The organism is Exiguobacterium sp. SL-9 (assembly GCF_004336985.1).
Lineage (GTDB): Bacteria > Bacillota > Bacilli > Exiguobacteriales > Exiguobacteriaceae > Exiguobacterium.
The window spans coordinates 250,574-275,448 of the sequence record NZ_SJUO01000001.1; the positions used below are offsets into that span (position 1 = coordinate 250,574).

Consider the following 24,875-nt stretch of genomic DNA (forward strand, 5'->3'; position numbering starts at 1 on the left):
TTAAATTTATCAAACCAAGCCGGTGCTGTCAACCGGTGAACTCGAAAGGAATGTTGACCAATGATTGACTTTACCCGTGATGGTCACCTTCACACCCCATTTTGCCCACATGGCTCGTCTGATTCGCTTGAAGCGTATATAAATCGCGCGTCGGAGCTTGGAATTAAAACGCTCACGTTCACGGAGCATGCGCCGCTCCCCGAACGATTTCACGACCCGACGCCCGATCAAGACTCGGCGATGGCGCTCGATTCGCTCCCACGTTATATAGAAGCTTTGCAGACGCTGAAGCGAGCTAATCCCGAGTTCGACATCCGTATCGGACTGGAAATCGACTACTTGCCTGGTTATGAATCGGAGACGTTGTCTTTACTTGAGCCATACGCAGCAGACCTTGATGAGACAATCCTGTCCCAACACTTTCTACTCGTCGACGACGAGCTCCTGCCTGTCGACTTCTCAGCGGAGACGTTTCATGTACTCGTCGAACGTTTCGGCTCGTTCGAGGCTGTGATGCGTCGTTATTACACGTCACTCACAACGGGCCTTTCATACCCATGGGAGCGACTGAAAGTGGACCGGATTGGACATATCGATTTACCAATCAAATATCAGCACAATTACACGTGGAATCGTTTGAATGTCCGGGACGAACAGACGCGCTTGCTACACACCATCGCCACACGCGGTTTCGGACTCGATCTGAATACGGCCGGGCTCCGTAAACCGGATTGTGGGCAACCTTACGCGATTGATGTCGCGATCGAGGCGACCACTCTCGGTATCCCGTTCGTGCTCGGTTCAGACGCACATGTCGCTAGTGATCTCGCTGCTGATTTCAAATCTATACAAAAAAAAGCCACGTTCCTATGAACGTGGCTTTTCACAGCGATCTAGCTATCTAGATCCCCATTTTTGGTTGTCGATAACGATATGGCGTTCCATTTCTTCATCTATTGACAATCATACCATACTTCCCTGGTGATGCAACCCAAAAATAGAAAAAGGATGACATGAACGTCATCCTTACGAAATTAAACCGCCATCTCAGCGTATAAATCTTTCAATTCTTCAGTCGAGACCTCGTCCATTTGCAACGCAACGAGCTCAACAAACTGGAGCGCCGGATCCGTGTCCCCCGACAAGGCGACAATCTCAGCGGCTGCACCGTCAAGCGCAAGCAAGATGCCCGAGACACCGAGCGTCGGGTAATAACGAAGCAACGCCCGAACGTGCTTCAACTCCGAAACGTCGTTCCCATTGATTTTCAACGATTTGACAGCCAGCTCTTTATGCGTCCCAATCGCAAACTTATCTTCCCACACCTCTTCGAGTGTGATCAACGCTTCCACATCATAGGCACCATCTGTGAAACAAACTTGTTTTTCCATGTAACATTTCCCCTCTCGTTAATCTACTTTCATTATAAGAAAGAAACTCCCGAAAAGATTGTGAAATATTGAACATTATGTGTAAACTTTGTCTCACCTGTACCTAGCCATAAAAAAAGGTCCCTCCGAAGAGAGACGAATAATGGAAGAGTAAAACACCATTGGCAGTACATTAATAATATAACACCGAATGTAAACGTTTACAATGTGTTTTTGAAACTTTTTTCAAGCGGCATATGTACCACGTCAATCCCGCTCTCACGCATCAAATCGAGGCCGTCGCCATGCTCATAGCCGACCGCATAGACGACACGGGCCACACGGGACGCAATCAAGGCAAGCGAACAGGCGTGGCACGGTGAATGAGTCACGTACGCCGTCGCACCGAACGCGTTCGTCGAATCCGCAGCGAGCTTTCCAATCGCATTGATTTCGGCGTGGATTTCATGTTGCTTCGACCAGTTGTGGTGGTCGTATGGATCCGAACATTTAATAAATGTCACACCCTCATGGATGATCGAAACCGGTGCCTCGAGCCATTCGACCGCATCCGCCGAAACGTACTCGTCCCGTTTATAAAAGCCGTCTTCCCGCTTTAAAAAGATTTCATTACAGTTCGTATGCCCCGGTGGCGTCCCGTTCAAGCCGATTGAAATCGGCTTCTCGTCTTTGACGATGACGCAAGCGACACTTTTCGAGGCACATTTTGAATGACGTACCGCCATCATATCGGCGAACTGCAACCACGTCTCATCCCATAGCCGTTGTTTTTCCATGTTGTATCCTCCTCAAAGAAAAGGAAAGTCTGAGTGCTCAGACTTTCCTCGTTCAATATCCAGTCTCTTTCGGCAACTCTTTGTTTTTTGAAGCAATCTCGATGACTTTTTCTTTCAACTCGTGCTCCATCCGATCGAGTTCACGTTCGGCTTCACGACGTTTCTGACGTCCTTCTTGTTGAATCCGGAGCGTCTCATCGAGCGTTGAGAGCAAGTTCTCGTGCGCCACTTTGAGCGACTCGACCGAGACGATGCCCTTCTCGTTCTCTGTGGCAATCTCGATGGATGAGTCTTTCAACATCTTCGAGTTCTGCTCGAGCAACGTGTTCGTCGTCTTCGTGACGTCCTGCTGCATCCGGAGCGCCGTCTTTTGTCGCGTCAAGCTGAGCGCGAGCACGACTTGGTTTTTCCAGAGGGGGATCGTATTGACGACCGCCGACTCGATTTTCTCGGCTAAAATCTGGTTGTTTTGTTGGATGACCCGGATTTGCGGTGCCATCTGCAGACTGATTGTCCGGCTCAGTTTCAAATCGTGCAATTTTTTCTCGAACCGGTCCGCGAGTTGGATCATGTCGTTCAACTGTTGAAGTTTGACCTGGTCTTTCGACATCTCCACTTCTTGACGGAGCGGGGCGATCTCATAGCTGCGCACGTGGTCAAGTTTCGTCTCCCCAGCGGCGATATAGACGTTGAGCTCTTCAAAATAACGCTTGTTCTTATCGTACATTTGATCGAGCATCGTGATATCCTTCATCAGACCGAATTTGGCCCGGTCCAAATTATGGATGACCTCTTCTAAATAGACGCTCATTTTTTCAAACTGGAGTTTATAGTTCTCGGCTTTCTTTTTCGCCCGTCCGATGAGCGGCAAGTTGTCCATAAAACTCTTCTTCTCAGGCTGTAACATGTCTGGATCCATCTTACGAACGTTCTGCATCAAGTCGGACAATAGTTTCCCGGCATCGCCGCCATCTTTCATCCGGACCTCGGTCAAGATTTGGTCCGAGAATTGCGATAGTTCACGTTGCACGTTCGAACCGAACAACATGACCGAATCCGTCTTTTTAATATCGATCGATTCGGCGATGCGCGTGATCCGTTCCCGATGCGCTTGTGGGACGTCGGCATTGACTTGAATGGCCGGCACCTCATGTTTCTCTGTCATTGATGACCAATCCACGGACGGGTCCGAAATCGCATCGGTCTCCGTCTTCGTTTTCGTCTGTGAAGTGAGCTCTTCTTCTGGCCATGACTGCCAGTTCGTTTCATTCGATGAAGTCATGTTTTTTTCTCCCTTCTGGTTGATCGGCCAATACTTTTTCCATCATGATCAACTCTCGTTCAAAGTCGACCGCGTCATCTTCTAATAGACGGCTGCGTTGCTGTTTGAACTTGTCGACGATGAGTCGCATATTGGTGATCAGCTGTTCACGTGTCTCTTCTTGAATGACGACGCGTTTTCCTTCTAGTTCTTTGAATTTCAATACGACCGACACGAGTGAATCCAAATAGAACGTGAACAAGTCACGGACGTGTTTCGCGTCTTGTGGATTCTCGAACAGTTCGGCGAACAGTTCGTGCGCTTCCTTCGAGACCGCCTTCATCTCACGCCGCACCTCGATGTCTTTGATTTCTGGCAAGACACGGTCGATTTGTTGTAGCTTCTCATAGCCTTGTTCAATCGTCCGCTGTAAAAATTGGAGCTCTAGGTCATCGGTCGCCTCGAACTGACGAACCGGCGCCGCTTCTTCGAGCGGTTTCAGAATGCGCGAGCCGACGAACGGTTCGTCTTCATCGAGCAATAGTTTCTTCTTGGCCCGTTTGGCAACGGGCGCGGGTGCACGCTTCCGCCGTTTATTGTTCGACCACACTTCGTTTAATACGAGCGCCCCGACGATGATAAACAACCAAGAGAAATCAAAAACGCTTATGGCAAAATATAGGATCGCCCCGGTCAGGGCCCATTTCATCCATGTTTTCATCCGTTTCACCTCGTCTCATGATACTTCTATTGTACCTTACGTGAACCTTCAAAAAAAGTTTCGTCATCTTTATAAGCTTAGCATAATGACGCCGTGCACTCTCTCGGTCGCAAGAACGAAAAGTCATGAGCGCTCGGATACAAAAAACCTCCCGATTCATTGAATCAGGAGGTTGTAATCACCTTACACCGTGAGCCACGTCGACACCATGACGATGGCGACTGTCACCGGAATGACGTAGCGAATCAAGAAATGCCAGACCGGGTACAGTTTGACACCAACGCCCGATGTTTGGATCTCTTCTTTCAGGATGCGTTGATCGACGACATACCCGACGAAAATCGACGTCAAGAATGCACCGACCGGCATCAAAATGTAGCTGACGACGTAGTCCATCGAATCGAAGAATGTGCGACCGTTCAAGAACTGCATCTCACTCATGACGCCGAACGAGAGCGCCGACGGGATTCCAACCGCGAAGACGATCGCTGCTGATAAGAGTGTGACGTTTCGTTTCGACATCGTCTGTTTCTTCTCGTTCAATTTATCCGTCACACCGGCGACGACGACTTCAAGCATTGCAATCGACGATGTGATTGAGGCGAACGTGAACAGTAAGAAGAACAATACCATGAAGAACCCACCGAGCGGGACTTGATTGAAGACGGCCGGCAAAACGACGAAGAGAAGCGCCGGGCCTTCAGCCGGGTCGAGTCCTGATGCGAACACAGCCGGGAAAATCGCGAGACCCGCCAACAGCGAGACGGCGATATTCAATAGCACAATCATATTCGCCGAACGATTAAGCGTCCCTTTCGTCTTAATGTAGGACGCGTACGTCAACATGGCCGCGACTCCGAGCGATAGCGAGAAGAACGCTTGGCCGAGGGCGAACAAGACCGATTCACCCGTCAAGGCCGAGAAGTCAGGCTGCAAGAAGAAGCGAACCCCTTCCATTGCCCCGTCGAGTGTCAACGAGCGAATCACGAGCACGATGAAACTGACGAACAAGAGCGGCATCAGGATTTTACTCATCCGCTCGATCCCGGCTTCGACCCCTTTTAAGACGATCAAGAGCGTAATCAATAAGAACAAGAATTGACCGAACACGGCGATGCCTGGCGATGAAACGACATCTCCAAAGACGGCGCCGAACTCGTCAGGCGAACGTCCGTTCAATGTCCCACTTAATCCAAGACCGACATAAATCAAGACCCACCCGCCGATGACACTGTAGAATGAGAGCAATAAGAAACATGCGATGACGCCAAGGTAACCGACGAGCGTCCATCGCCCGTGGCCGAGCTTTTTAAATGCGAGCAATGCCGTCTTTTGAGTCGAGCGTCCGACGATGAACTCACCGATCAACAACGGTAGACCGAGTAAGAGCGTGAACGCTAAAAACATGAGCAAAAAGGCGCCGCCTCCACTTGTGCCGGTGACATATGGAAATTTCCAAATCGCACCGAGACCAATCGCTGACCCTGCAGCCGCTAAGATGAATCCAATTTTTGAGGCGAACGAGTTTTGCGCCATTACCATCCCTACTTCCTGTTTTCATATCTTTTTCATAATAATAGTGAAATACTAACACGGTTCAGAAACGAGGACAACTAAAAACAGAGAAAAGTCTGAATTCTTTTCTCCGCTGGTAGCTTTTATGGATTTTTAGTGTGATGGAACGAGAAATGACAACTCGCTCGGCAGGACATCGATGTCCAACCGTTCCGCCTCAAAGTGTTCCCCATCGACATCGATGATTTGAGATTCACTCAAATGGACGGTCAATTGCGACATCTGTAGGTGCACCCATTCCGGGGACGACTGTTCGAGCCCAAGCTGCTGGGTCAACAGTTGACGAATCATTGGAAAGCCGATAGCCGAGCTGTGAACGACTTCGACGAGTCCGTCGGTGAACGACTGGGTCGGTAGCTTTGTAGGTACCGTCCCTAAATATGCCCCGTTCCCGACGTATAGAAAGCTGACCGGACCGTCATGAACGACTTCTCCATCCTGTTCGACACGGACGTCGAACGGGTCGACTTCCCTGAACTGACGAATCGTCGCTAAAAAGTAACCGATGGATCCGAGTGATTCTTTTTGAAGCGGATCGATTTGTCGCGACGCGTCGGCGATGAGACCGACCCCAATAAAATTGAGGCCGTACCGCTCATTGATCCGCATGACATCGACCGGTTGGACATGACTCATCTTCAATAACCGGGCCGCATCAATCGGTTCGACCGGTAAATCGAGGGCACGGGCAAAATCGTTACACGTACCGCCTGGGATGAGGCCGACCGTCGGCCGCTCGTCCTTCGGAAGTACCATGAGGCCGTTAACGACCTCATGCAGGGTCCCGTCCCCGCCGATGACAATCAAGTGTTCGAATGGAGCACTTTCCTCGGCGAAGCGGGCCGCATCTCCTTGTCCGAGCGTCTTTCGAATCAAAATCTCGTCATACAAGGATTCGACTGTCCCGACGACCTCACCGAGCATCGTTTCACTTGCACCGGATTTTGGGTTCGAGATAATCATGGCTCTCATAAAAGACCTGCTTGCTCCAGGAAGTCTTGCGCGACGTCATAAGCACGCTCATTCCCATACGCGACACGGCGGTTGAGTTCAGACATCTCTTCATCTGTAATTTTGCCGGCCAATTGATTGAGGGCGTCTTCGATTTCAGGGTGCTCGTCTAACGTTTCTTGTTTGAGTAACGGTGCCCCTTGATATGGCGGGAAGAACTGTTGATCGTCTTCAAGGACGAGCAAATCATTCTCAGCGATGTCAGGGTCCGTCGCGTAGGCATCGACGAGGTTGACGTCACCGCGTGCGATGGCACGGTAACGGAGTTTCTGTTCCATCGAGACGACAGATGGGAAGTCGAGTCCGTACGCCTGCTGAAGCCCAGGGTATCCGTCTTCACGGTCCGTAAACTCGAGCGTGAAACCGGCCGCAATGTCCGTTTGCACATTGCGTAAATCAGAAATCGATGTGATCTCTTCCTCTTCGGCGTAGTCGCGTGGGATGGCAATGGCATATGTGTTGTTGAACTGCATAGGCTCAAGCAACGCGTAACCGTCATCAGCCAACGCGCCACGCGCTTGTTCATATACTTCGCGAGCGTCATTTGAGTTTGGCGTCTCTTTCACGAGACTGGCGAGTACCGTCCCTGTGAATTCTGGGTAGATATCGACATCACCGGATTGAAGCGCTCCCCAAACGAACGTCGTCTCACCAAAGTTTGGACGGACGGAAACGGTCAAATCGGTCTCTTCCTCAATCAACAGTTTATACATGTTCATTAAGATCTCAGGCTCAGGCCCAAGTTTTCCGGCGACGACGAGGTCGGTCTGTTGGGTACGACCGAGCGCGAGCGGTGCCGCGATGATCAGTGCCAACACGGTCGAAACAGCGATCAGCTTCGTCTTGTTACGCGTCGCCGTCGCACCTTCCATCTGCCGTAGCAGGAAGTCGAACAAGAGGGCGAGGATGGCTGCCGGAATGGCGCCAAGCAAAATCAAGTAGTTGTCATTCCGGTTGATTCCGAGAAGAATCAACGTCCCGAGTCCACCGGCTCCGACGAGGGCAGCGAGCGTGGCCGTCCCGACGATGAGCACCATCGCCGTTCGAATCCCGGCCATGATGACCGGCAAGGCGAGTGGGAGCTCGACTCTCATCAAGCTTTGGTTCGGCTTCATACCACACGCCCGGGCCGCCTCGATGAGCGATTTATCGACTTCATTCAAGCCTGTGAACGTGTTTCGAAGAATTGGTAGCAAGGCGTATAATACGAGGGCGATTGTCGCCGGCAAGGCACCGATTCCGACGAGCGGAATCATCAATCCGAGAAGTGCCAAAGAAGGAATCGTTTGAATGATGGCAGTGACACCGATAGCGGTCTCAGCCACTTTCTTGCGGCGTGTCAACCAAATCCCGAGTGGGACCGCGATTAAGACGGCAATCAAGAGTGATACGACGGAGAGTTGTAAGTGCTCGATGAGCGCCTCGACGAGTTCACCCCGTCGGTTTTGAAATGTCTCAAGCATCTACTTCACCTCTTCCGCGTTGTGTAAAATCGAGGACGAACGGGTCCGTGCTCGTTCTTATTTCATCTGGTGTCCCGACGACGACCAACTCGCCATCACGCATCAAGGCGATGCGATCGCCGAGCTTCATCGCTTCCTGCATGTCGTGGGTCACAAAAAGAATCGTCTTTCCGAGTTCATCGTTCAAACGTTTAATATCGTCTTGAAGTTGTCCCCGGCTAATCGGGTCAAGTGCCGAGAACGGTTCATCCATCAAGATGACGTCAGGATCGGCCGCGAGCGCGCGGAGCACCCCAACCCGTTGTTGTTGTCCGCCAGAGAGTTCGGTCGGTTTTTTAGCCCGTAAGACAGGGTCCAGTCCGGCAATCTCCATGAGTTCAGTTACGCGGTCTTTCGTTTTCTGCTTCGGCCACTTCAACAGTTCAGGGACGACGGAAATGTTTTCCTCGACCGTTAAATGAGGGAATAAGGCAATTTGTTGTAGCACGTAACCGATGTTACGGCGCAACTCAAAAATATCGAATTGGTAAATCTCTTTCCCGTCGATTAAAATTTTTCCGTCAGTATGATCAATCAGTCGATTCACCATTTTCATCGTCGTCGTCTTGCCACACCCTGATGGGCCGATCAAAACAAAAATCTCCCCTTTACGTACTGTCAAATCCAAGTCTTTGACGGCTAACGTCCCGTCCTCATAGCGCTTGGATACATTTTGAAATTCTATCAACTCTACCCCTCCTCGGCTCGTAACTTTTCATGAAAGTCAAATATTAGTTTGCCCGTTTCCAGCGTTTGTTAAACAACGCAACGTGCTCACGGCGTTGCCAAACGACCAGTCCAGATGGATTGACGTAAAAAAAGGCTCTCCTGAAGGAGAACCTGTAGATTATGGCAATGTGATTGTGATGTGGCGTCGGCCCCAATTGATGGCCTCGCTCTTCGTGTCGACGAGTAAATCGACGATGTTCCCTTTAATGCGTCCCCCGGTATCGAGTGCGATCGCTTGACCAACCCCATCGATTTGAACGACCGTACCGAGCGGGATGACAGATGGGTCGACGGCGATGATACGCATGCCGTTAACATAAATCGAATCCGTCACGTCATGGCCTGTCGCCGTCAAGACGCGTCCCCCGTAAGAGCCGTTGTCAGCCGCATCGTTCGTATACGCCGTCGACTCGGCTTGAATGACACGTCCTTGTGTCGAAACTGGTGTCACGGTCGCGCTTGATGCCGCTTGTTGCTTCTTCTCGGCTTTCGTTGCGGCTTGACGTTTCGCTTCTTCTTGTCGTGCCTTCTCAGCAGCGACGCGTTTTTCTTCAGCTATTCGCTCTGCTTTCGCTCTCGCTTCGCGCTCGGCCTGTTCACGTTTGGCTTTTTCTTCGGCCAATCGTTTCTCTTCGGCAAGACGTTTCTCACGTTCGATTTTTTGTTGGCGCTCCAGCTCGATCGCCTGGCGTTCTAATTCAAGTGGGTTTTGGACAATTTTCTGTTCAGTCCCGATTCCAATTTGGGCGGCATCGGCCGTCGCAGCAAACACGAACGTTCCGAATGCGGTAAATAGGATCGCGACTATATATTTTAATGAATGCATAGTCAATAGGTCAACACCTTTCTCGTCGTCTAACGAACAGGAGTAAATTTACCATGCTGTTCTAACCACGAGAAGAGATTTTGGTGAAGTGAAATATTTCTGACACATGACGAAAGAAGAGGTTACAATCTGTAACATTTGCTGTTTAGTCAGTATTACCAAGCGTTTTCGCAAAAAATTACAGATTCGTTACAATATCACCTGTAACAAACCTGTAATCTGATTGTCATTCTGTTTCAGCTTCAATTGACCGCAGATTATGGGGTCTCACCATGCCCCATGGCGCTACGTCGACATCCACTTCGAACGTTTTCGCTCCTTCGATCGCCGACGTTTCTTCCTCAACGACCCGATACGAACTCATGTCATCGATATACACTTGCCGGTCGTAATAGTTAGCCCGTGTGCCACCGAAGAACGGTCTTGAACTGACCCGATCGATGGTCGCATACCCATCGTCGCCGGTCTTGAACGAGACGTATATGGTCCCTGATTCGACATCTTGTCTGCCTTCAAACGAATCATACTCCAAATAGACAACGTCCCCAAAGAACGGGTCATACGGCTCATAAGACGTCGCTTTGAACGTATATGTTTCTCCAAACCAAGAGACCGCATAGACGAGCAAAATAAAACCAATCGCAATCACTACTTGCACAACCGGCACTAACCAAGGCGTCCATCGTTTCATGTCTGAGCATCCCCTCTCGAACGGCTACGCCACCATAATGCGAGCGACAACGCGAAGACGATCAATGCTCCGATGAGGAAAAACAATGAAATGTCGAGTCGATCCCAAACGTAAATGAAATAGATCGTCATTTGGATGAGCAAGAAATAGATGAAAGCGAGGACGATCGGTTTGCGGTTATGGTCTTGATAGACGAGATAAGCGAGTGCGACCACTTCGAGCAATACCGCAAGCAAGATGCCCGTGTCTTCGAATAACGAAAACGGAATGACGGCGAGTAAGCTGACCCATATCAAATCCTGGCGCCGGTGCAACAAATAGACGGCGACGAGAACGACCGACAGCATCGTCGCTTCGATGACGGACGGTTGTCGCTGGGACAACCAACCTTCTGTCGCATTGATCAAATAACCAATCGATAGGATCGCCGCGACGAAGAGGTACAAATAATTCCACTGTCCCCGCTCGCGATAAACCAAGAATAAGATATGCAAGGCGGCAAGTGCCCATAGCGGCCAAAAGCGACCTTCGTAACCTGCGTATTGACCGATTGTGATGAGGAGACCATAAAAGGTGAACCAGGCGAAAATGCGATCAAGCTCGTTGTCCCCGTAATGGAACCAGATCCAGGTCACAATCAGACCGAACATGATCAACAGGAGTCCGATGCCTTGAAAACTGTTCGTGATCGCCAAAAAGGCAGCGAGCGCAGCCAAGAACGTATAAATGGGATGCTTATACATCAATCTGTGTAGGACTGCGACGGCAAGGAATAACCAGAATAAGAACGGAATTTGCGAGGACAGATTATACGTCGAGAAAATGACAATCATTGTGGCGACAAAAAAAGCGACGCCCAACAGACGAAACAGTGTGACATAACGCGATGCCTTCACTTGCAGGCGTTCGGCCGCAACGTACATCGCAACCATGAATGATAAGAAAATGGCTATTTTGATGAGGTCGGGAATCGCTTGCCAATTGGCAGCGACAAAGCTGAAGAGGCTGAGCGCCAGTAAAATCGATCCGATAATCACAAGAATAGGCGGTTTGTGCTCACGTTTGTCACCGACCGCCAATTTCTTATGTTCATATTCGACCAAGCGCTGACCGGTCACTTCATCCAGTAAACCGGCCTCTTTCCATTCACGTACTTTTTTGTCAATGGACACCTGAATCATCCCTTTCGGTTAAAAGGTCAGCTGGCGCGTTCGATCAATTCCAAATCTGTTTTCAATAAAACTTGTTTCTCGAATTCGAGACCCAGTTGTTGAAATTCTTCCATGATGGAAACGTCCCCGATGACCGTATTGGTCAATACGGCAGTCACTTCTGCGACCCAACCTTCACGAGTTGACTTGACGATATCACCCACAACGAATTCTACAGACACACCCATTCACTTCCAATCTTAAATTTGTTTCTATCATTATAACGAAATTATATCGGTTTGAATACGTTTTCTTTAAGCCGTTTAATAAATTGTGTCAAAATTTTTCCAGTCAATCCCCAAATAATGTAGTCTTCATGTTCATAAAAAGGTTCTCTCATTTTAATTACCCGTTTTTCGTACGCTTTAGCATTCGCCATCCGCTCAAACGGGATATTTTGATCCGGATTCATCGTCCATTCCATCTCACCATGGAACGGGTCGAGCAAAAGCAGCGTCTCGACCGGAACGGAAAATAAGTGATCGACCTCGTCTGTGTGATGGACGTCCGGCAGCCGCGGAATCACCCCAACGAACGGGTAGATGAGTTGACGATGCGGCGTCGCGAGCGGTTGCAGGCGACCGATGACTTCAATTTCTTCCAGCGCGAGCAACAGCTCCTCACTCGTCTCTCGGACCGCAGCCTCGACCGGCGTCTCACCAGGATCGAGGCGGCCGCCCGGAAATGAAATCTCTCCGGGTTGACGTCGCATCGTATGGGCGCGTACTTCAAAGACGACATGCCACGTCCCGTCGACCTCGGTCAACGGAATCAGGACGGCAGCCGTCTGTTCATAGTTTTCTTCCATCGAGAAACTGTCACGCAAATGTTGTTCCGTGATCCATGATTTGTCCATTCTCTCCACCTCGTTCTCTTTGTTTCTACACTTCCACCGTTGTCTCCTCGTTTAAACGCATCAAATGTCGGAAATATCATTATTAACGATAGGAGTTGGTGGATGTGATGGATAAAAAAGTTGATGTATTAATCGTCGGAGCGGGTCCGACCGGACTCACGCTCGCGTTGACGTTAGCTAGGTATGGAATCTCATTTGAAATTATTGATCGTAAGACGACACCGTCGAACAATTCCCGTGCCATCGGGATTCAACCGCGGACGATCGAAGTGTTCTCTCGTCTTGATGTCGCCAAAGAAGTGCTCGGCCGGGCACGGACTATCGAGAAAGGTAATCTGTACTTCTCGGGTCAATGGACGGCCAAGCTTGAATTTTCTCGTCTCGTCACGCCCTACCCGTTCGTGACGCTACTACGACAAAATGAGACGGAAGCGATTTTAGAGGATGCGTTAAATGGACACGGTCATGCTGTCCAACGCGGCGAATCACTCGTCTCATTGACGCACTATCCGTCCCGAGTTCTCGCCCACCTTGAGTCGGATGCGTCGAATCGGACAATCGAAGCTAAATACGTCGTGGCGGCCGACGGAGCGAATAGTTCGATCCGACGGATGCTTGCCCTTCCGTTCAGCGGGAAGTCGTTCAAAGAGTCGTGGGTGCTCGCCGATATGAAAGCCAAGTGGAATATTTCGCGCGAAGAAGTGCATATCTTCTTTTCCGACCGGGGCGTTTTGGAAGTATTCCCGCTCACGGATGACACGATCCGCATCACGGGAAACCTCGCGAACGATGAATCGTTCAACGAGTCAGAGCTGCGCAAGTTAATCGAACAGCGCAGCCATATGGAAGTCGAGATTGACGAAGTCGAATGGTTCTCGCTTTTCCGGGTCCATAACCGGATGGTCGACTCGTTCATTCACAACCGCGTCATTCTCATGGGAGACGCCGCACACATCAACTCACCCGTGGGCGGACAAGGCATGAACACCGGTATCGCCGATTCGTTCAATCTCGGTTGGAAGTTGTGGCTCCATTTGAAAGCCGGTGCCCCGTTCCGCGTCGTAGCCTCGTATCGCGACGAAAGAGAGCACGTGGCTCGTAACGTGCTTCAGACAACGAACGTGGCGACGGAAGTGTTACAGACGACATTACCTGTCCTCTTGCCGTTCCAAGCGCTCGGTGCCGACGTCTTTACGCGCGTCAACTTAATCAATCAAAAAATCACGGAACGGATCGCCCAACTACACTTGTCTTATCCCGGACATTCCCGAATTCCGTTCTTGCGTGTCGCCAAGGGTAAGATTTTCCCAGAAATCGAGATCATACGGACCGACGACGGGTTGCGCACCAAAATTTCGGAAATCGCGGACGGACGGTTCCAAGTCATCATCCTCGACGATGATCAGCGCGATGCGACCGCACTATATGACTATTTGAACGACCATCAATCGTTCTTCCAAATCATCACACTTTCGAAGACGAGCCGCCCATTCTTCGACCAAGGTAACGAACTCGCGAAGTCATTGTTCATGAAGCGTGGCGTACTCGTCATCCGACCAGACGGTTATTTGCTTCATAAACAGCGGCATCTCCGTCCTGAGTCGTTGCAACAGACGATGGCGGCTTGGTTGCCGGCACTATGACAAGAGCTCCACTCGTCACGAGTGGAGCTCTGTTCACGCTTGATTGTAATACAGCGTCCCTGGCTTCGAGAGCGTCAAATCGTAGAACGCCTCAAATGCTTCGATGTCTTCTAACTTGCGAAAATCGACTTTATCTGTCTCTTCATTCGGAATTGCGATGATGATACCCTCATCCGTTTGTTTGATCATCCCGGTTTGTCCGTTATGGATGCGGATGTAGAGCACGTGCTTATCCTCTAATAGTGTCACGGCTTCGCGACGCGATTGAATCGTTGTTTTCATGGTCATCCCTCACTTTCTTTTGAGTATACCGGTCTATCGTTGTTGCTTTCAAGCGGTTGCGCCCTTAAAATTATGTAAAGAAGGGGTTGAACGCTTTGAACTTGGAAACAATATTGATTATCGTCTTAGGCATCACATTCGTCGTACTCGTCTCGATTCGCGCCGTCCGTAACTTACAGTGGGTCCGCTTCGGTGAGGCGTTCGGCAAACAAGGCGAGGCGCTACTCGACGACTATACGTATTTGACGGAACAAGGCATCACCTGCCGTGTCGAACACGGCTTGCCGACCGGCCGTCTGTTCCGGCCGCTTGCGAAAAACTTGGACGACCGGGTCGCCTTGTTCGTTCATCGCAAGGATGAACAGAAGGCCCGACAATTATTGAAATAAAAATGGCGCTGAAGCTTCAGCGCCATTTTCATTTATGTACTTGACGCTCCGAGCAATAGTAGGCAATGTGTTTGATTGTCGCCTCCGATAACAGCTCGAGCTTCGTTTTCGTGATGACGTCGTCGATCACATCGAACGTATCGGCACAGTTCGCCTTAATGCGTTCGACTTTGAGACGCGGCGTCTCAGGGAAAATTAAAAATGACGTGACGGGGACAGCCTGTCCGCATTGCCTCTTTAAGACGCTCCGGACGTGCTTCGTCATCCGCTCAAGTTCTTCCATCGGATGTGGATAGATGTTTTTCCAACCGAGCGGCGTCTCGAGACGACAGTCACGGTTCGTCATATGGACGGCCGACGTCGTCCGATTGATGCGGACTAAAAAGACGCCTTTCGGGCCGACCAATACATAATCGAGCACATCATCACCGAGTTCGACTTGTTCGATCATCATCCAATCAAACCGGCATGTGTGACGGATGATTTCGACAATCTCGTCCGTGTACGACTTCGGCGGTGTGATGACTTCTTCTTTCGTGCGGAACAAGCCTTTCGTCTGTCGTTTTTCAGGCTCTTTTTTGACGGCCGTCAATACTTGTAACATCGTTCCCACCTCCTCACTTTATTCGCTTGGACCGACCTGTTTTCCGAAGACAGCCTTTTCTAAATTCGAGATGCGACGCAACATGTCATAGTTCGACGCGACCGGTTGGGCAGGTTTGAGCGGCTCTGTTTGTTCATTCGAACCACGACGGAGCGACTCGTTCTCTTGACGCAACCGCTCGATTTCTTTCGTCATCTTCTCATAATCGCGGATGACGACGTCTAAAAATTGGTCGACTTCTTCCTGTGAATACCCACGAAGGGCGGTCTTGAACTCTTGTTTATAAATAGCTTCAGCTGTTAATTCAGTTTGCATCATATTCACTCCCAATGTTGTTCCCATTGTTTTTCTTCTTCAATCACGCGCAACTCTTCCTGCGTGATCAAGAATAACTCCATCTGGTGTTTTCGTTTAGCCCCTTCGACGAGAAAGCGAGGGCTTCCTCCCGTCTCTTCGTCATACAGCGTGATTAATCCTGCTGCTTTGTCTAAAAAGAAGGCGGTTTTTGCGCGCAACTGGCTCGGGTCCTCGTAAGGACGCTGGGTCAGTGCTTCAAAAAAGTCAGCCTCGAGCTGTAAACGAATGAACAATTCTTGCTCATACGGTTTATACTTCTCTTCCATCTGTAAAAAAGGTGGAAATACGGCGATTTTGATTGGATATGTTTCTCTTAACTCTAACAATACTTCTCCAGCCCATAATTCACAACCGTTCGTGCCACTAAAAATGAACCATTCGGCCCCAAGTTCGATGGTTTCGACTATTTTTCGTTCATACGCTTCTTTGATGATGTCGATACCGGGATGGTCTGCTTTAAAAATACCGAGCTCATGCGGCCGATATCCTGTGATGGCGACAACTTTCATGTTCGCTTCCTTTCTAGCCGGTTCATCCGATGGCGCAGCGCTCGCATCTCGGTCAAGGCGGTCTGTCGAAGCACCGTCTCTTTCCGTTCTGCCAAGGCGATGGCCTGTTCGGTATAGGTGATGGCCCGATTGATATCTTTTTGGCGATGTTCGGCGTATTTCGCCAATTCTACGAGTGCCTCGACCGTACCGACCTGTTCGAACAGCGGCAGCGCCTGCTCCATCTGGCCGGTCCGTTTCAACAGCAACGCTTGACGCATCAAGGCACGTTTCGTCGGCCGTTCGAGGCGTTCATATTCTTGAAGCGCCGCCTCGGCGTTGCCGAGATCGTTCAACCAGTGCGCCCGTTCTTCGCCGAACGGTGTCTCGTCAGCTTCGACGAGATGACAGAGCCGTTTATAGAGCGAGACGAGACTTAAGCAGTCGGCGTGATGGTGGTCGATGACCGGCTGTAAAATATCCGGTTCCCGGTCCTTCACATATTGGAAATAGTGCATCGGTGCCAAAAATCCCGGTAGGTCATCTGTCCGGGCGTGGCCGAAATGTGCCTCAACCGCTTTGAGCGAGACCGATTCGAGCGTCGGTTTGAGCAATCGCCGCGAGGCATGCAACAAATCGACATGTCCGACGGCTGGCAGCGCCTTGACTTTTGAGCGGACGAACGTGTGCCTCGTTTTGATTTGGGGCCAGTCGAACGACTTGCCGTTATACGTCACGAAACGGACCTCGTCGCCGATGTCGTTCAAAAAGTGATAATAAAACGCCGTCTCGAACGCCGGGTGCGGTAACACGTACTGGATCATCTCGAGATGGTCCCTTTGGAAACGTGCGAATCCGATTAAAAAGATCGAAGTTCCCGATCCGCGGAGCCCCGTCGTCTCGGTATCCATGAACAATACCTGTTCGGATGGGACATCGACTTGAAAGAACGGATGGGTCGATCTCGCGAGCGAGGCTTTCGCCTCTCCGAACGTATAGTCATGATACGTCTCGTCGAGCGGATAAATTTGTTTCAAGCGGACACACCATTCTTGTTCGAACGTCAAAATCTCTCCGCCGCGCTCGCGCCATTTCGCCTGTTCGACGTCGTCCGGTGTCACGGCGACTTGTTTCGGTTCATTCGTTTTAATGAGTCGTGATAGTTTTGCTTTCATATCGTTCCTTTCAATGCATGCAACTGTCTGACGACCTGCTGTTTGAAATCACCGTAGCCGATCATTCCGACACAGCGCGGACAACCGCTCTCGCACGGGCAGTCCTCGACCGTACGAATGGCCGCGTCCAAGACCTCATCGGCGTCGCGATAAAGTGCTTCGCTCAGCCCGATTCCGCCTGGATAGCGGTCGTATAAATAGACGGTCGGTTTGTTCGTATGGGTCGCTTTCATTTGAATCGTCGTGAACAAGTCGAGCGTGTCACACATCAAATAGAGCGGGGCGAGCCGCCGCAACAGATCGCTGACTGCTTCAAGCTGATCTTCCATATCGGCTTCCGAGTAGGCGAACCGGTCGTCTAGCGTGAACCAAGTCGCCGTCGTGTGCAGTTCTCGTTCAGGCAAATGGATTGGTCCGGAGCCGATATTCTCGTGCGTCCCAAATTTGATTTTCTTGAACAGTGTCGCCATCGCGATGACCGACACTTCCCCGAACGTCTTCACGCCGGTCGTCTTGTTCTCTTCTAACACTTTCAGTTCGACCGCCAGATTGGCGTCCGTATAGTAGTCGACGTCGACACGTCGGACGTACGCTTTTTTCTCTTCAAAGTCGAGTCGCTCGACCTGATATTGCTCGGCTCCATGCAAATAGATGGCCTCGTCATGCAGTAACGTCATCGCGCTGAACGTATCCATCTCACCGATGACTTGGTTCTTCGCGGTTTGATCGACGATGACGACGTTCTCTTGGTCACTCGTCCGAAGCGAGATGTCGTGAGCCGGGAACGCGTCGGTCATCCAATAGTATTTATTGGCCCGTTCATGCAAGATGTGCGCGTCCGTCAAGAAATCGAGAATGTCTTCCGTCTCGACCGTCCCGAACCGTTCCCCTTTTTGGAAAGGCAGTTCGAACGCGGCACATTTCATATGGTCGACGAGAATGATCAAATTGTTCGGGTCGAGCCGGGCCGCTTCCGGAGACCGGTCTAAAATCAAATCGGGCTGCTCGACGACGAGTTGGTCGAGCGATGACGATGAGGCGACAAAAATGACGAGCGCCTCGGAATGACGGCGTCCGGCTCGGCCCGCCTGTTGCCACATCGATGCGACCGTCCCTGGATATCCGTTTAAGACACAGGCTTGCAACTGGCCGATATCGACACCGAGCTCGAGCGCATTCGTCGAGACGACGGCTTTGATTTCCCCGTTCCGGAGGCGGCGCTCGATTTCACGGCGTTCTGACGGCAAATAACCACCTCGATAGCCAACGATCGACTTAGGACCGAGCTCGCGCCGCGTCAGTTCTTGTAAATACGTCAACAACACCTCGACCCGTACCCGTGAGCGGGCGAAGACGATCGTCTGAATGTCCGCTTCGACGAGCTTTGAGGCAATCCGCTTCGTCTCGAGCGTGGCGCTCCGACGAATCCCGAGCGCCTCATTGACGACGGGCGGATTGTAAAAAATCAAATGTTTCTTCCCTTGTGGTGCCCCGTTATTGTCAACGAGGACGACGTCTTCCTCGGTCAACAGTTCAGCCAACTCGACCGGGTTGGCAATCGTCGCCGACGTCATGATCCATTTCGGATGACTCCCGTAATAGGCACAGATCCGTTTCAGGCGGCGGAACACGTTGGCGACGTGGCTACCGAATACCCCTCGGTACGTATGCAACTCGTCGACAACAATGTATTCCAAGTTCTCGAACAATCGAATCCATTTCGTATGATGCGGCAAGATTCCAGAGTGAAGCATATCCGGATTCGTGATGACGATATTGCCGGCGTCTCGTACTTTCGTACGAGCCGCTGGCGCCGTGTCCCCATCGTATGTGAAACAACGAAGGTCACCTTCGAGCGCCTCGACCATCTCCATCAAATCACTGTTTTGGTCTTGGGCGAGCGCTTTCGTCGGGTACAAGTAGAGCGCCCGGGCCGTCGGTTGTTCAATCATTTTCGATAAAACCGGCAAATTGTAACAGAGCGTCTTCCCGGAAGCGGTCGGGGTGACGATGACCGTCGAGTTGCCGCGAGACGTCTGCTCGATTGCTTCGGCTTGATGGGTGTATAGTTGTTCGATTCCGCGGCCATGGAGCACTCGGACGAGATCTGGCGGGACGCTCGATGGAATCGGCGCATACCGGGCCGGCTTCGCCTCGACCGTGTGCCAATGCGTCACGTTGCCCGAAAAACCCGGGTCGGTCTTCAGCGTCTGAATCATTTCTTCCACGGAACGTTTTTTCCGCATAGAGTTCACCTTCTTTATGATTTCGAAGGTGCGAGACGTTCCACGACAGCCTTGACTTGGCTGATCCGTTCGTCGCGTACGAGCCGATGGACGGCCGGCAAACGGAGCACGTCCATCGCTTTAAACGAATCGGCGACATGCTCATTTTCTTCTTCGAGACGCGTGATCGCATCGTCAAACAACCGTTGCGTCGAACGTCCGAACAAGACGATGGTATGTAGCTTCGTACACTTCGAGTGGACCGCTTGTAAATGCTTCGTGTAACGCTGCACCGCTTTATGATAATCTTCATGCGTCGCGAGCGCTTGGCGCTTGCCCTGCAGAAGTTCAGGGTAATATGACTCGTCGCCGAGAAACACCGTCTCGACGCCGATCCGTTTCAAATAAGGATGGCCACTGGCCTCGGCCACGGCTTGATCATCAATCAAGCGTCCGAACGGAATCGATTCCTCGAGGAGCAACCGGCCCATCTTCAAGCCATTGACGCCATGTAACGGGATGCCTAAATCATCCTCTTGCAGTCGGTCGATCACAAACAATACTTTCATCTTACGTTTCAATGAGAGTTGTACCATGTGTCACCATCCTATTCGCTTTCTTTTCATTATAGCAAATGAAACAGAAAAACAGGGCGCTGATGTCGCCCTGTTTCCAGTGAGTCGGTTCAATCACGACCACCGTTGCCATTCCCATTCCCGTTGCCGTTGTCACGGCCTTCCGAGTCTGATGTCGATTGACGGTCAACGTCCCCGTCCGAATCCGATTCCTCATCGGTTGTCGGTTCTTCTTCGGTCGGTTCTTCCGTGTTCTCGTCTTCGGTGTTGTTGTCGTTTCCGTTATTCTCATTGTTTTCGTTATTGCCGTTGTTCTCACCATCGGTTTGCTCGCCTTCCTCTTCAGGAGGCGTCTCTTCCGTGGCTGGTTCTTCTTCCTCTTCGGCCGCAGGCTCTTCGCTCCGTTCGACCGTATAAGAAGTTTGAAGCGGGCTCGACTGTTGGTCACCGACGAGCGCGTTCGTCGCGTTAGCCACAATCGTGAACGTCGTCTCCCCTTCACCGAGTCCGGAGATGGCGATACTCGTGTCTTCAGTCGTCCCGACGACACGCTCGCTACCGTCTGGACGTTTCTCCGTCACCGTGAACGAAAGCCCTTGGTAACCAGCGGCTTGAACCGCTTGTTTGTCGTACGACCATGAGAGCGTCCCCGTTTCACCCGGTACGTCATAGTCGACTGATGCCCCGGTCGGCGCAGCAAGTTTGTCCGGCTGTAAGTCTTTCGGTTTCGTCCCTTTGACGTACAACTCGTTCCCGAGCGAAAGCACCGATTCCGGTTGTTGGAAGCGATCCGGTTGACCCGTCGCTCTTGTCACTTCTTGCATCATATACTCGAAGTAATATTGGGCGTAGTTCGGTTTAAACACCGATACTGGTATGTCATTTGAACGGCCCGTCCATACCGAAATCGAGTAGTCGGTCGTATAACCGGTGAACCATTTGTCCTTCTCATCGCCCTTATCATCGTTCGTCGTCCCGGTCTTCCCGGCGACGTCGTACGGGAACGCGCCTGGTTCATACGTCCCGTTCGACCCGCTGACGACGTCACGAAGCATGTCCGTCAACATATAGGCTGTATAGTCTTCCATCGCCTGCTTCGCTTTAATCGGCGAGTTGATCGTCGAGCCGTCGTTGAACTCGATTTTTTGGATGACGTGCGGCTTCGTATACATGCCGTTCGTTCCGAGCGCAGCGTAAGCAGCCGCCATTTGTGTCGTGCTTGCTTCCGCCGTCCCGAGTGCGTTCGAGGCGTTCATCTCGTCGCCCGACATCGACGGCTCGATGCCGACGTTCTCGACGAACGATTGAATCGCCTCTTGGCCGAACTCGTCACGTACTTCATAGAAGGCACGGACGGCCGGTGTGTTACCCGAGATTGTCAAGTAATAGCGCATCGTGTTGGCACCACGGAAACCTTCGTAATAGTTTAGAGGCTTATAATTTTCATCCTCGTCAAACGCTTTGTCAATCAATACTTTCCCGGTCGACCATTGCGCGTTTTCAATCCCTGGACCGTAATCGAAGAACGGCTTCGCCGTCGATCCGATTTGGCGTTTCTCGCGCGAATAGTCGCGATAGTTCTTATCGCCTTGTTTCGCCTGTTCACTGTCGATGACGGCGACGATTTCACCCGTCTTCGTGTTCAACACGGTCGCTCCCATGCGAAGATCTTCTGGGAACGCACTTGTTGGAAGGTTGACGTTATCATTCTTAATATCGCTATTGAACTTTGTATGCAAGTCTTTATTGATGGACGTATACACTTTCAAGCCTGTCCCGTAAATGTCGGCCTGCTCGAGACCATAGTCTTCCTCGAGCTCGGCTTGGACGCGAGCGTAAATCGAGCGCGTGTACGTCTCTTCTTCTGTTTCTTCACCTGGCGAGATGACGTCCGCGATCTCGACGTCAAGTGCCTGGTTGTATTCTTCTTCCGTGATATGTCCATCTCGCTTCATCGCTGAGAGCACTTGCTCTTGACGATAACGCGTCAGTTCCTGATCCCCGTTGATCGGGTCATAGGCGCTCGGACGTTGCGGGAGACCCGCTAAAATGGCCGCCTCTTGGTAGTTCACTTCTGAGACCGGTTTATTGAAGTAGCGTTTTGATGCCGTCTGGACACCATACCCGCCTGTACCATAATAGTTTTTGTTCAAGTACATCTCGAGGATTTGCTCTTTCGTGTACTCGCGCTCAAGTTTGATGGCGAGCCACTGTTCTTGCAGCTTCCGCTTCAATTTCTTGTCGGTCGACAAGAACGATTGTTTAACGAGTTGCTGCGTGATCGTCGAACCGCCTTCGGCCCCAAAGCCGTCCGTCAAGTTCGCAACCACGGCGCCACCAATCCGGCGCAAGTCGATTCCATTATGTTCATAGAAGCGGCGGTCCTCGATCGAGATGACCGCTTGTTGCATCACTTCCGAAATGTCATCGATGGAGACGTACTCCCGAATTTGTCCGCTTCCTTCGAGCGGCTCTCCTTCAGCTGATAACAGCTGAATCGGGTACGTATCGACCAACTTCTCTTCGTCGAGCGGTGGTGCCGTCGCGATTGCATACGCCGTGTATGCGCCGCCGGCGATGACGCCGATAATGAACAAAATCCCTAGTATCGTGAATATGCGCCGAAACTTCGATTTTTTCGTCTTTTGTTTCGACTTTTTGGCCGCTGGTTTACGTTTATTGGTCGTCGTATCTTGTCGACGTGCCATCCGACTTCGTTCCATTCATGCTTCACTCCTTCTATTTCAATCGAGCCACGCCTCAATCGCCGTCAAATAATCAACGGCCGGCATCGCCCGGGTTGGAACTTCAATTGCTTCTTGCTCGATATAGGAGAGCGGAATCGACTTACGTCCTGATTCGCGCTGTTCCCACCAAACTAATAATTGCTCCGTTGATAACACATATTGCGTATTATAGCGGCTAAACCGAATGATGACAAAACAAACCCCTCCATGCCGCTCACACTCGCGCATATGGTTGATTTGGTGGTCGTGGAAGTTTCCAAGCGGGAACGACGTCTTATTATTCGTCTCCTTCGCCTCGAAATCGATATATCTCCCGCGATACACCCCGTTATAATCGGTCGTCGACGCTTGCTTGAAATACGCTTCGGTCACTTTCGCCGCGCTCCGTTTCGGGTAATCGACTTTCACGATTTGCAGCGGTGTCGGTTTCTTATGGATGACCGCTCGCCCGTGAAGTCGGTAAAACTCGTTCGTGTCGTTCAGCAGCGTCTCGAGGTTCATTCCTCGGTTCGCGTACGTCTGCGGATTAGAGCGGACCGGCGTTGCCGCAGGTTTCGGCTTTTTCCCGTTCGGATAATGGAACAATGTCGTCACCCCTAGTCTCTAGTTTAACAGGTTGGTCCAGCCGTTCCTTCCGTCTGAAGTCTGATTGTCGAGTTCTGTCGCTCGACTCCTCTGTGGATTTTCCGCAATCCATATCGTACCAAACTCCCGTATGTTAAACTAGTAGGTAGTTCATTGTGTAGTCAAATTGACACGACCTTGTTACGGAAGAGCTATTTATTTTTCTGAAATAAGTCTTCTACTTATTAGCCATAATCAAGACGGATTAAACGCAGATTGACGTAAGTTTGAAAAAGTGTGCAATTAATGTGCAATCAGCAGCGTAAACCAAGGTTGGAAAACAATTAGCAGGCTCGCTTAGATAAGCGGTTGGGCCATGGTTGGAGGAGTAAGATGGAAACACAAAAGAAGTATGTCATGTTCGTCGACGAGACGGGCACGCCTAAAGGGAATACCCAGTTCAACCTTACCGGCGTATTGATGGAATATAAATATGCGATCGATGCCGACGAAGCCGGGATACCGTGCGAGTTGAAGCGCCGATTACATGCCTTCAAGCGCGATGTGTTCAAGACGGAGAATATCCCGCTCCATTTAAAAGAAATCTTGAAGGCCGAGCATCCGTATGGGAAAGAGGACGGTATCACGATCGATATGCTTCGTGACTTTTGGAACAAGTTGCCGGACTTTCTGCGCGACATTAACTGTACAATCATCAGTGTCGAAGTCGATAAACAAAAACTCCGCGACTTCTATTCGACACCGAAAGATCCGTACGTCGTCGCTTTCGCCCACTTGATGAAATCGTTTTATGCGTTTTTAGAAGAGACGGAAGCAGTCAGCGCCCGTGTCGTCTTGGAGTCGCGTGATGATTATCAGAATTTACTCATCCAAAAGGCGTTCTTCGACATCTTCAATTCGGGAACAGTCCATCTCGATGTCGAGAAGTCCCGACAAAAGATCAAAGGCTTCATCTTCTCGGAGAAACAACATACAATCTATCAGTCTGGGCTTGAAATCGCTGACCTCGTCTGCCTCCCACTCTCGCGTGTGCGCCGCGGCGTCATCGAAGTGAAACCACGGTTCGTCCATTATGGGGATGAGAACCGGATCTTCAAAGCCATCAAGGACAAGATTTACATTCGTAAAGAAAGTCCTGACCAAGATTTCCGTAACTGGGGATTCAAAAAAGTACCGATCACGAAAAAACGCCGCGAATGGAGCGACCATCCGTGGAACCATTGAAAACTGCCTTGCCGAATATCGGCAAGGCAGT

General features: G+C 50.9%; 25 protein-coding genes and 1 pseudogene. 4 read left to right on the forward strand and 22 right to left on the reverse strand.

Annotated elements, in window-relative coordinates; all coding sequences use genetic code 11:
- Window positions 1–60 precede the first annotated feature (60 nt).
- Window positions 61–873 (forward strand): histidinol-phosphatase HisJ, encoded by an 813-nt coding sequence (hisJ, locus tag EVJ34_RS01315; protein ID WP_131484522.1) that lies wholly within the window; start codon window positions 61–63, stop codon window positions 871–873.
- Between the two features lie 161 nt (window positions 874–1,034).
- Here the strand turns inward: hisJ and EVJ34_RS01320 are convergent, their stop codons facing one another.
- From EVJ34_RS01320 to EVJ34_RS01380, 13 genes and pseudogenes are all read right to left on the reverse strand, one after another.
- Window positions 1,035–1,391 carry a hypothetical protein gene (locus EVJ34_RS01320; RefSeq protein WP_131484523.1) on the reverse strand — a complete coding sequence of 119 codons (357 nt, stop codon included), beginning with the start codon at window positions 1,389–1,391 and terminating at the stop codon, window positions 1,035–1,037.
- A 200-nt stretch (window positions 1,392–1,591) separates the two neighbouring features.
- Window positions 1,592–2,167 (reverse strand): deoxycytidylate deaminase, encoded by a 576-nt coding sequence (locus tag EVJ34_RS01325; protein ID WP_131484524.1) that lies wholly within the window; start codon window positions 2,165–2,167, stop codon window positions 1,592–1,594.
- Between the two features lie 52 nt (window positions 2,168–2,219).
- Window positions 2,220–3,449 (reverse strand): toxic anion resistance protein, encoded by a 1,230-nt coding sequence (locus EVJ34_RS01330; protein WP_131434129.1) that lies wholly within the window; start codon window positions 3,447–3,449, stop codon window positions 2,220–2,222.
- On the reverse strand, window positions 3,433–4,149 hold the full coding sequence (locus tag EVJ34_RS01335) for a 5-bromo-4-chloroindolyl phosphate hydrolysis family protein (RefSeq protein WP_131484525.1): 717 nt from the start codon (window positions 4,147–4,149) through the stop codon (window positions 3,433–3,435). Before EVJ34_RS01335 ends, EVJ34_RS01330 begins: the two co-directional genes overlap by 17 nt.
- A 183-nt stretch (window positions 4,150–4,332) precedes the next feature.
- On the reverse strand, window positions 4,333–5,685 hold the full coding sequence (locus EVJ34_RS01340) for a sodium-dependent transporter (protein ID WP_131484794.1): 1,353 nt from the start codon (window positions 5,683–5,685) through the stop codon (window positions 4,333–4,335).
- A gap of 132 nt (window positions 5,686–5,817) precedes the next feature.
- The gene (locus EVJ34_RS01345) at window positions 5,818–6,696 is read right to left on the reverse strand and encodes a diacylglycerol/lipid kinase family protein (protein WP_131484526.1); all 879 of its coding nucleotides are present in this window, start codon (window positions 6,694–6,696) and stop codon (window positions 5,818–5,820) included.
- Window positions 6,693–8,198, reverse strand: coding sequence for an ABC transporter permease/substrate-binding protein (locus EVJ34_RS01350; RefSeq protein WP_131484527.1), 1,506 nt, complete (start codon window positions 8,196–8,198; stop codon window positions 6,693–6,695). Before EVJ34_RS01350 ends, EVJ34_RS01345 begins: the two co-directional genes overlap by 4 nt.
- Before the next feature lie 10 nt (window positions 8,199–8,208).
- Window positions 8,209–8,925: pseudogene (locus EVJ34_RS01355) on the reverse strand (ABC transporter ATP-binding protein); the annotation flags it as partial.
- Window positions 8,926–9,084: 159 nt separating this feature from the next.
- Window positions 9,085–9,792, reverse strand: a complete 708-nt coding sequence (locus EVJ34_RS01360; protein WP_131484529.1) for a 3D domain-containing protein — start codon at window positions 9,790–9,792, stop codon at window positions 9,085–9,087.
- Window positions 9,793–10,018: 226 nt separating this feature from the next.
- Window positions 10,019–10,483: a GDYXXLXY domain-containing protein gene (locus EVJ34_RS01365; RefSeq protein ID WP_131434118.1), complete on the reverse strand. Its 465-nt coding sequence runs from the start codon at window positions 10,481–10,483 to the stop codon at window positions 10,019–10,021.
- The gene (locus EVJ34_RS01370; RefSeq protein ID WP_131434117.1) at window positions 10,480–11,664 is read right to left on the reverse strand and encodes a DUF2157 domain-containing protein; all 1,185 of its coding nucleotides are present in this window, start codon (window positions 11,662–11,664) and stop codon (window positions 10,480–10,482) included. Before EVJ34_RS01370 ends, EVJ34_RS01365 begins: the two co-directional genes overlap by 4 nt.
- Before the next feature lie 17 nt (window positions 11,665–11,681).
- On the reverse strand, window positions 11,682–11,882 hold the full coding sequence (locus tag EVJ34_RS01375) for a DUF2187 family protein (RefSeq protein ID WP_131434116.1): 201 nt from the start codon (window positions 11,880–11,882) through the stop codon (window positions 11,682–11,684).
- 41 nt (window positions 11,883–11,923) lie between these two features.
- On the reverse strand, window positions 11,924–12,550 hold the full coding sequence (locus EVJ34_RS01380; RefSeq protein WP_131484530.1) for an NUDIX hydrolase: 627 nt from the start codon (window positions 12,548–12,550) through the stop codon (window positions 11,924–11,926).
- Between the two features lie 107 nt (window positions 12,551–12,657).
- On the opposite strand from EVJ34_RS01380, the gene EVJ34_RS01385 reads away from it, so the two are divergent.
- Window positions 12,658–14,193, forward strand: coding sequence for an FAD-dependent monooxygenase (locus EVJ34_RS01385; RefSeq protein ID WP_131434113.1), 1,536 nt, complete (start codon window positions 12,658–12,660; stop codon window positions 14,191–14,193).
- Between the two features lie 33 nt (window positions 14,194–14,226).
- Here EVJ34_RS01385 and EVJ34_RS01390 read toward each other — a convergent pair whose 3' ends face one another.
- Window positions 14,227–14,475: a hypothetical protein gene (locus tag EVJ34_RS01390; RefSeq protein WP_131484531.1), complete on the reverse strand. Its 249-nt coding sequence runs from the start codon at window positions 14,473–14,475 to the stop codon at window positions 14,227–14,229.
- Between the two features lie 95 nt (window positions 14,476–14,570).
- On the opposite strand from EVJ34_RS01390, the gene EVJ34_RS01395 reads away from it, so the two are divergent.
- Complete coding sequence (locus EVJ34_RS01395; protein ID WP_021067239.1) at window positions 14,571–14,864, forward strand: hypothetical protein; 294 nt, start codon at window positions 14,571–14,573, stop codon at window positions 14,862–14,864.
- A gap of 28 nt (window positions 14,865–14,892) precedes the next feature.
- Here the strand turns inward: EVJ34_RS01395 and EVJ34_RS01400 are convergent, their stop codons facing one another.
- The 8 genes from EVJ34_RS01400 to recU form a co-directional block, all read right to left on the reverse strand.
- The gene (locus EVJ34_RS01400; protein WP_131434109.1) at window positions 14,893–15,468 is read right to left on the reverse strand and encodes a nuclease-related domain-containing protein; all 576 of its coding nucleotides are present in this window, start codon (window positions 15,466–15,468) and stop codon (window positions 14,893–14,895) included.
- Between the two features lie 18 nt (window positions 15,469–15,486).
- A complete protein-coding gene (gene gpsB, locus EVJ34_RS01405) occupies window positions 15,487–15,783 on the reverse strand; it encodes a cell division regulator GpsB (RefSeq protein WP_483297297.1) in 297 nt (98 codons plus the stop codon).
- A 5-nt stretch (window positions 15,784–15,788) separates the two neighbouring features.
- Window positions 15,789–16,334 (reverse strand): SLOG family protein, encoded by a 546-nt coding sequence (locus EVJ34_RS01410; protein ID WP_131434105.1) that lies wholly within the window; start codon window positions 16,332–16,334, stop codon window positions 15,789–15,791.
- Entirely contained in the window at window positions 16,331–17,488 is a 1,158-nt protein-coding gene (locus EVJ34_RS01415; RefSeq protein ID WP_131484532.1) for a ribonuclease H-like domain-containing protein, read from the reverse strand. The genes EVJ34_RS01410 and EVJ34_RS01415 overlap by 4 nt, the downstream gene beginning before the upstream one ends.
- Window positions 17,485–19,734, reverse strand: a complete 2,250-nt coding sequence (locus EVJ34_RS01420; protein ID WP_131484533.1) for a DEAD/DEAH box helicase — start codon at window positions 19,732–19,734, stop codon at window positions 17,485–17,487. Before EVJ34_RS01420 ends, EVJ34_RS01415 begins: the two co-directional genes overlap by 4 nt.
- A gap of 14 nt (window positions 19,735–19,748) precedes the next feature.
- On the reverse strand, window positions 19,749–20,309 hold the full coding sequence (locus EVJ34_RS01425) for a hypothetical protein (protein ID WP_236636609.1): 561 nt from the start codon (window positions 20,307–20,309) through the stop codon (window positions 19,749–19,751).
- Window positions 20,310–20,398: 89 nt separating this feature from the next.
- A complete protein-coding gene (locus EVJ34_RS01430) occupies window positions 20,399–23,011 on the reverse strand; it encodes a transglycosylase domain-containing protein (RefSeq protein ID WP_131484534.1) in 2,613 nt (870 codons plus the stop codon).
- A 21-nt stretch (window positions 23,012–23,032) separates the two neighbouring features.
- On the reverse strand, window positions 23,033–23,629 hold the full coding sequence (recU, locus tag EVJ34_RS01435; protein WP_131434097.1) for a Holliday junction resolvase RecU: 597 nt from the start codon (window positions 23,627–23,629) through the stop codon (window positions 23,033–23,035).
- 363 nt (window positions 23,630–23,992) lie between these two features.
- Between recU and EVJ34_RS01440 the strand changes: the two genes are divergently transcribed.
- Window positions 23,993–24,844, forward strand: coding sequence for a DUF3800 domain-containing protein (locus EVJ34_RS01440; protein WP_131434095.1), 852 nt, complete (start codon window positions 23,993–23,995; stop codon window positions 24,842–24,844).
- The last annotated feature ends 31 nt before the right edge of the window (window positions 24,845–24,875 follow it).

What these genes read in the sequence shown, in the direction of transcription:
- EVJ34_RS01325 (WP_131484524.1), bottom strand. Translation starts at nt 2,167, where the DNA reads ATGGAAAAACAACGGCTATGGGATGAGACGTGGTTGCAGTTCGCCGAT.
- EVJ34_RS01340 (WP_131484794.1), bottom strand. Translation starts at nt 5,685, where the DNA reads ATGGCGCAAAACTCGTTCGCCTCAAAAATTGGATTCATCTTAGCGGCT.
- EVJ34_RS01430 (WP_131484534.1), bottom strand. Translation starts at nt 23,011, where the DNA reads ATGGAACGAAGTCGGATGGCACGTCGACAAGATACGACGACCAATAAA.
- EVJ34_RS01335 (WP_131484525.1), bottom strand. Translation starts at nt 4,149, where the DNA reads ATGAAAACATGGATGAAATGGGCCCTGACCGGGGCGATCCTATATTTT.
- EVJ34_RS01420 (WP_131484533.1), bottom strand. Translation starts at nt 19,734, where the DNA reads ATGCGGAAAAAACGTTCCGTGGAAGAAATGATTCAGACGCTGAAGACC.
- EVJ34_RS01385 (WP_131434113.1), top strand. Translation starts at nt 12,658, where the DNA reads ATGGATAAAAAAGTTGATGTATTAATCGTCGGAGCGGGTCCGACCGGA.
- gpsB (WP_483297297.1), bottom strand. Translation starts at nt 15,783, where the DNA reads ATGCAAACTGAATTAACAGCTGAAGCTATTTATAAACAAGAGTTCAAG.
- EVJ34_RS01390 (WP_131484531.1), bottom strand. Translation starts at nt 14,475, where the DNA reads ATGAAAACAACGATTCAATCGCGTCGCGAAGCCGTGACACTATTAGAG.
- EVJ34_RS01360 (WP_131484529.1), bottom strand. Translation starts at nt 9,792, where the DNA reads ATGCATTCATTAAAATATATAGTCGCGATCCTATTTACCGCATTCGGA.
- EVJ34_RS01410 (WP_131434105.1), bottom strand. Translation starts at nt 16,334, where the DNA reads ATGAAAGTTGTCGCCATCACAGGATATCGGCCGCATGAGCTCGGTATT.
- EVJ34_RS01365 (WP_131434118.1), bottom strand. Translation starts at nt 10,483, where the DNA reads ATGAAACGATGGACGCCTTGGTTAGTGCCGGTTGTGCAAGTAGTGATT.
- EVJ34_RS01425 (WP_236636609.1), bottom strand. Translation starts at nt 20,309, where the DNA reads ATGGTACAACTCTCATTGAAACGTAAGATGAAAGTATTGTTTGTGATC.
- EVJ34_RS01320 (WP_131484523.1), bottom strand. Translation starts at nt 1,391, where the DNA reads ATGGAAAAACAAGTTTGTTTCACAGATGGTGCCTATGATGTGGAAGCG.
- EVJ34_RS01440 (WP_131434095.1), top strand. Translation starts at nt 23,993, where the DNA reads ATGGAAACACAAAAGAAGTATGTCATGTTCGTCGACGAGACGGGCACG.
- EVJ34_RS01350 (WP_131484527.1), bottom strand. Translation starts at nt 8,198, where the DNA reads ATGCTTGAGACATTTCAAAACCGACGGGGTGAACTCGTCGAGGCGCTC.
- hisJ (WP_131484522.1), top strand. Translation starts at nt 61, where the DNA reads ATGATTGACTTTACCCGTGATGGTCACCTTCACACCCCATTTTGCCCA.
- EVJ34_RS01345 (WP_131484526.1), bottom strand. Translation starts at nt 6,696, where the DNA reads ATGAGAGCCATGATTATCTCGAACCCAAAATCCGGTGCAAGTGAAACG.
- EVJ34_RS01380 (WP_131484530.1), bottom strand. Translation starts at nt 12,550, where the DNA reads ATGGACAAATCATGGATCACGGAACAACATTTGCGTGACAGTTTCTCG.
- EVJ34_RS01370 (WP_131434117.1), bottom strand. Translation starts at nt 11,664, where the DNA reads ATGATTCAGGTGTCCATTGACAAAAAAGTACGTGAATGGAAAGAGGCC.
- EVJ34_RS01415 (WP_131484532.1), bottom strand. Translation starts at nt 17,488, where the DNA reads ATGAAAGCAAAACTATCACGACTCATTAAAACGAATGAACCGAAACAA.
- EVJ34_RS01375 (WP_131434116.1), bottom strand. Translation starts at nt 11,882, where the DNA reads ATGGGTGTGTCTGTAGAATTCGTTGTGGGTGATATCGTCAAGTCAACT.
- EVJ34_RS01330 (WP_131434129.1), bottom strand. Translation starts at nt 3,449, where the DNA reads ATGACTTCATCGAATGAAACGAACTGGCAGTCATGGCCAGAAGAAGAG.
- EVJ34_RS01400 (WP_131434109.1), bottom strand. Translation starts at nt 15,468, where the DNA reads ATGTTACAAGTATTGACGGCCGTCAAAAAAGAGCCTGAAAAACGACAG.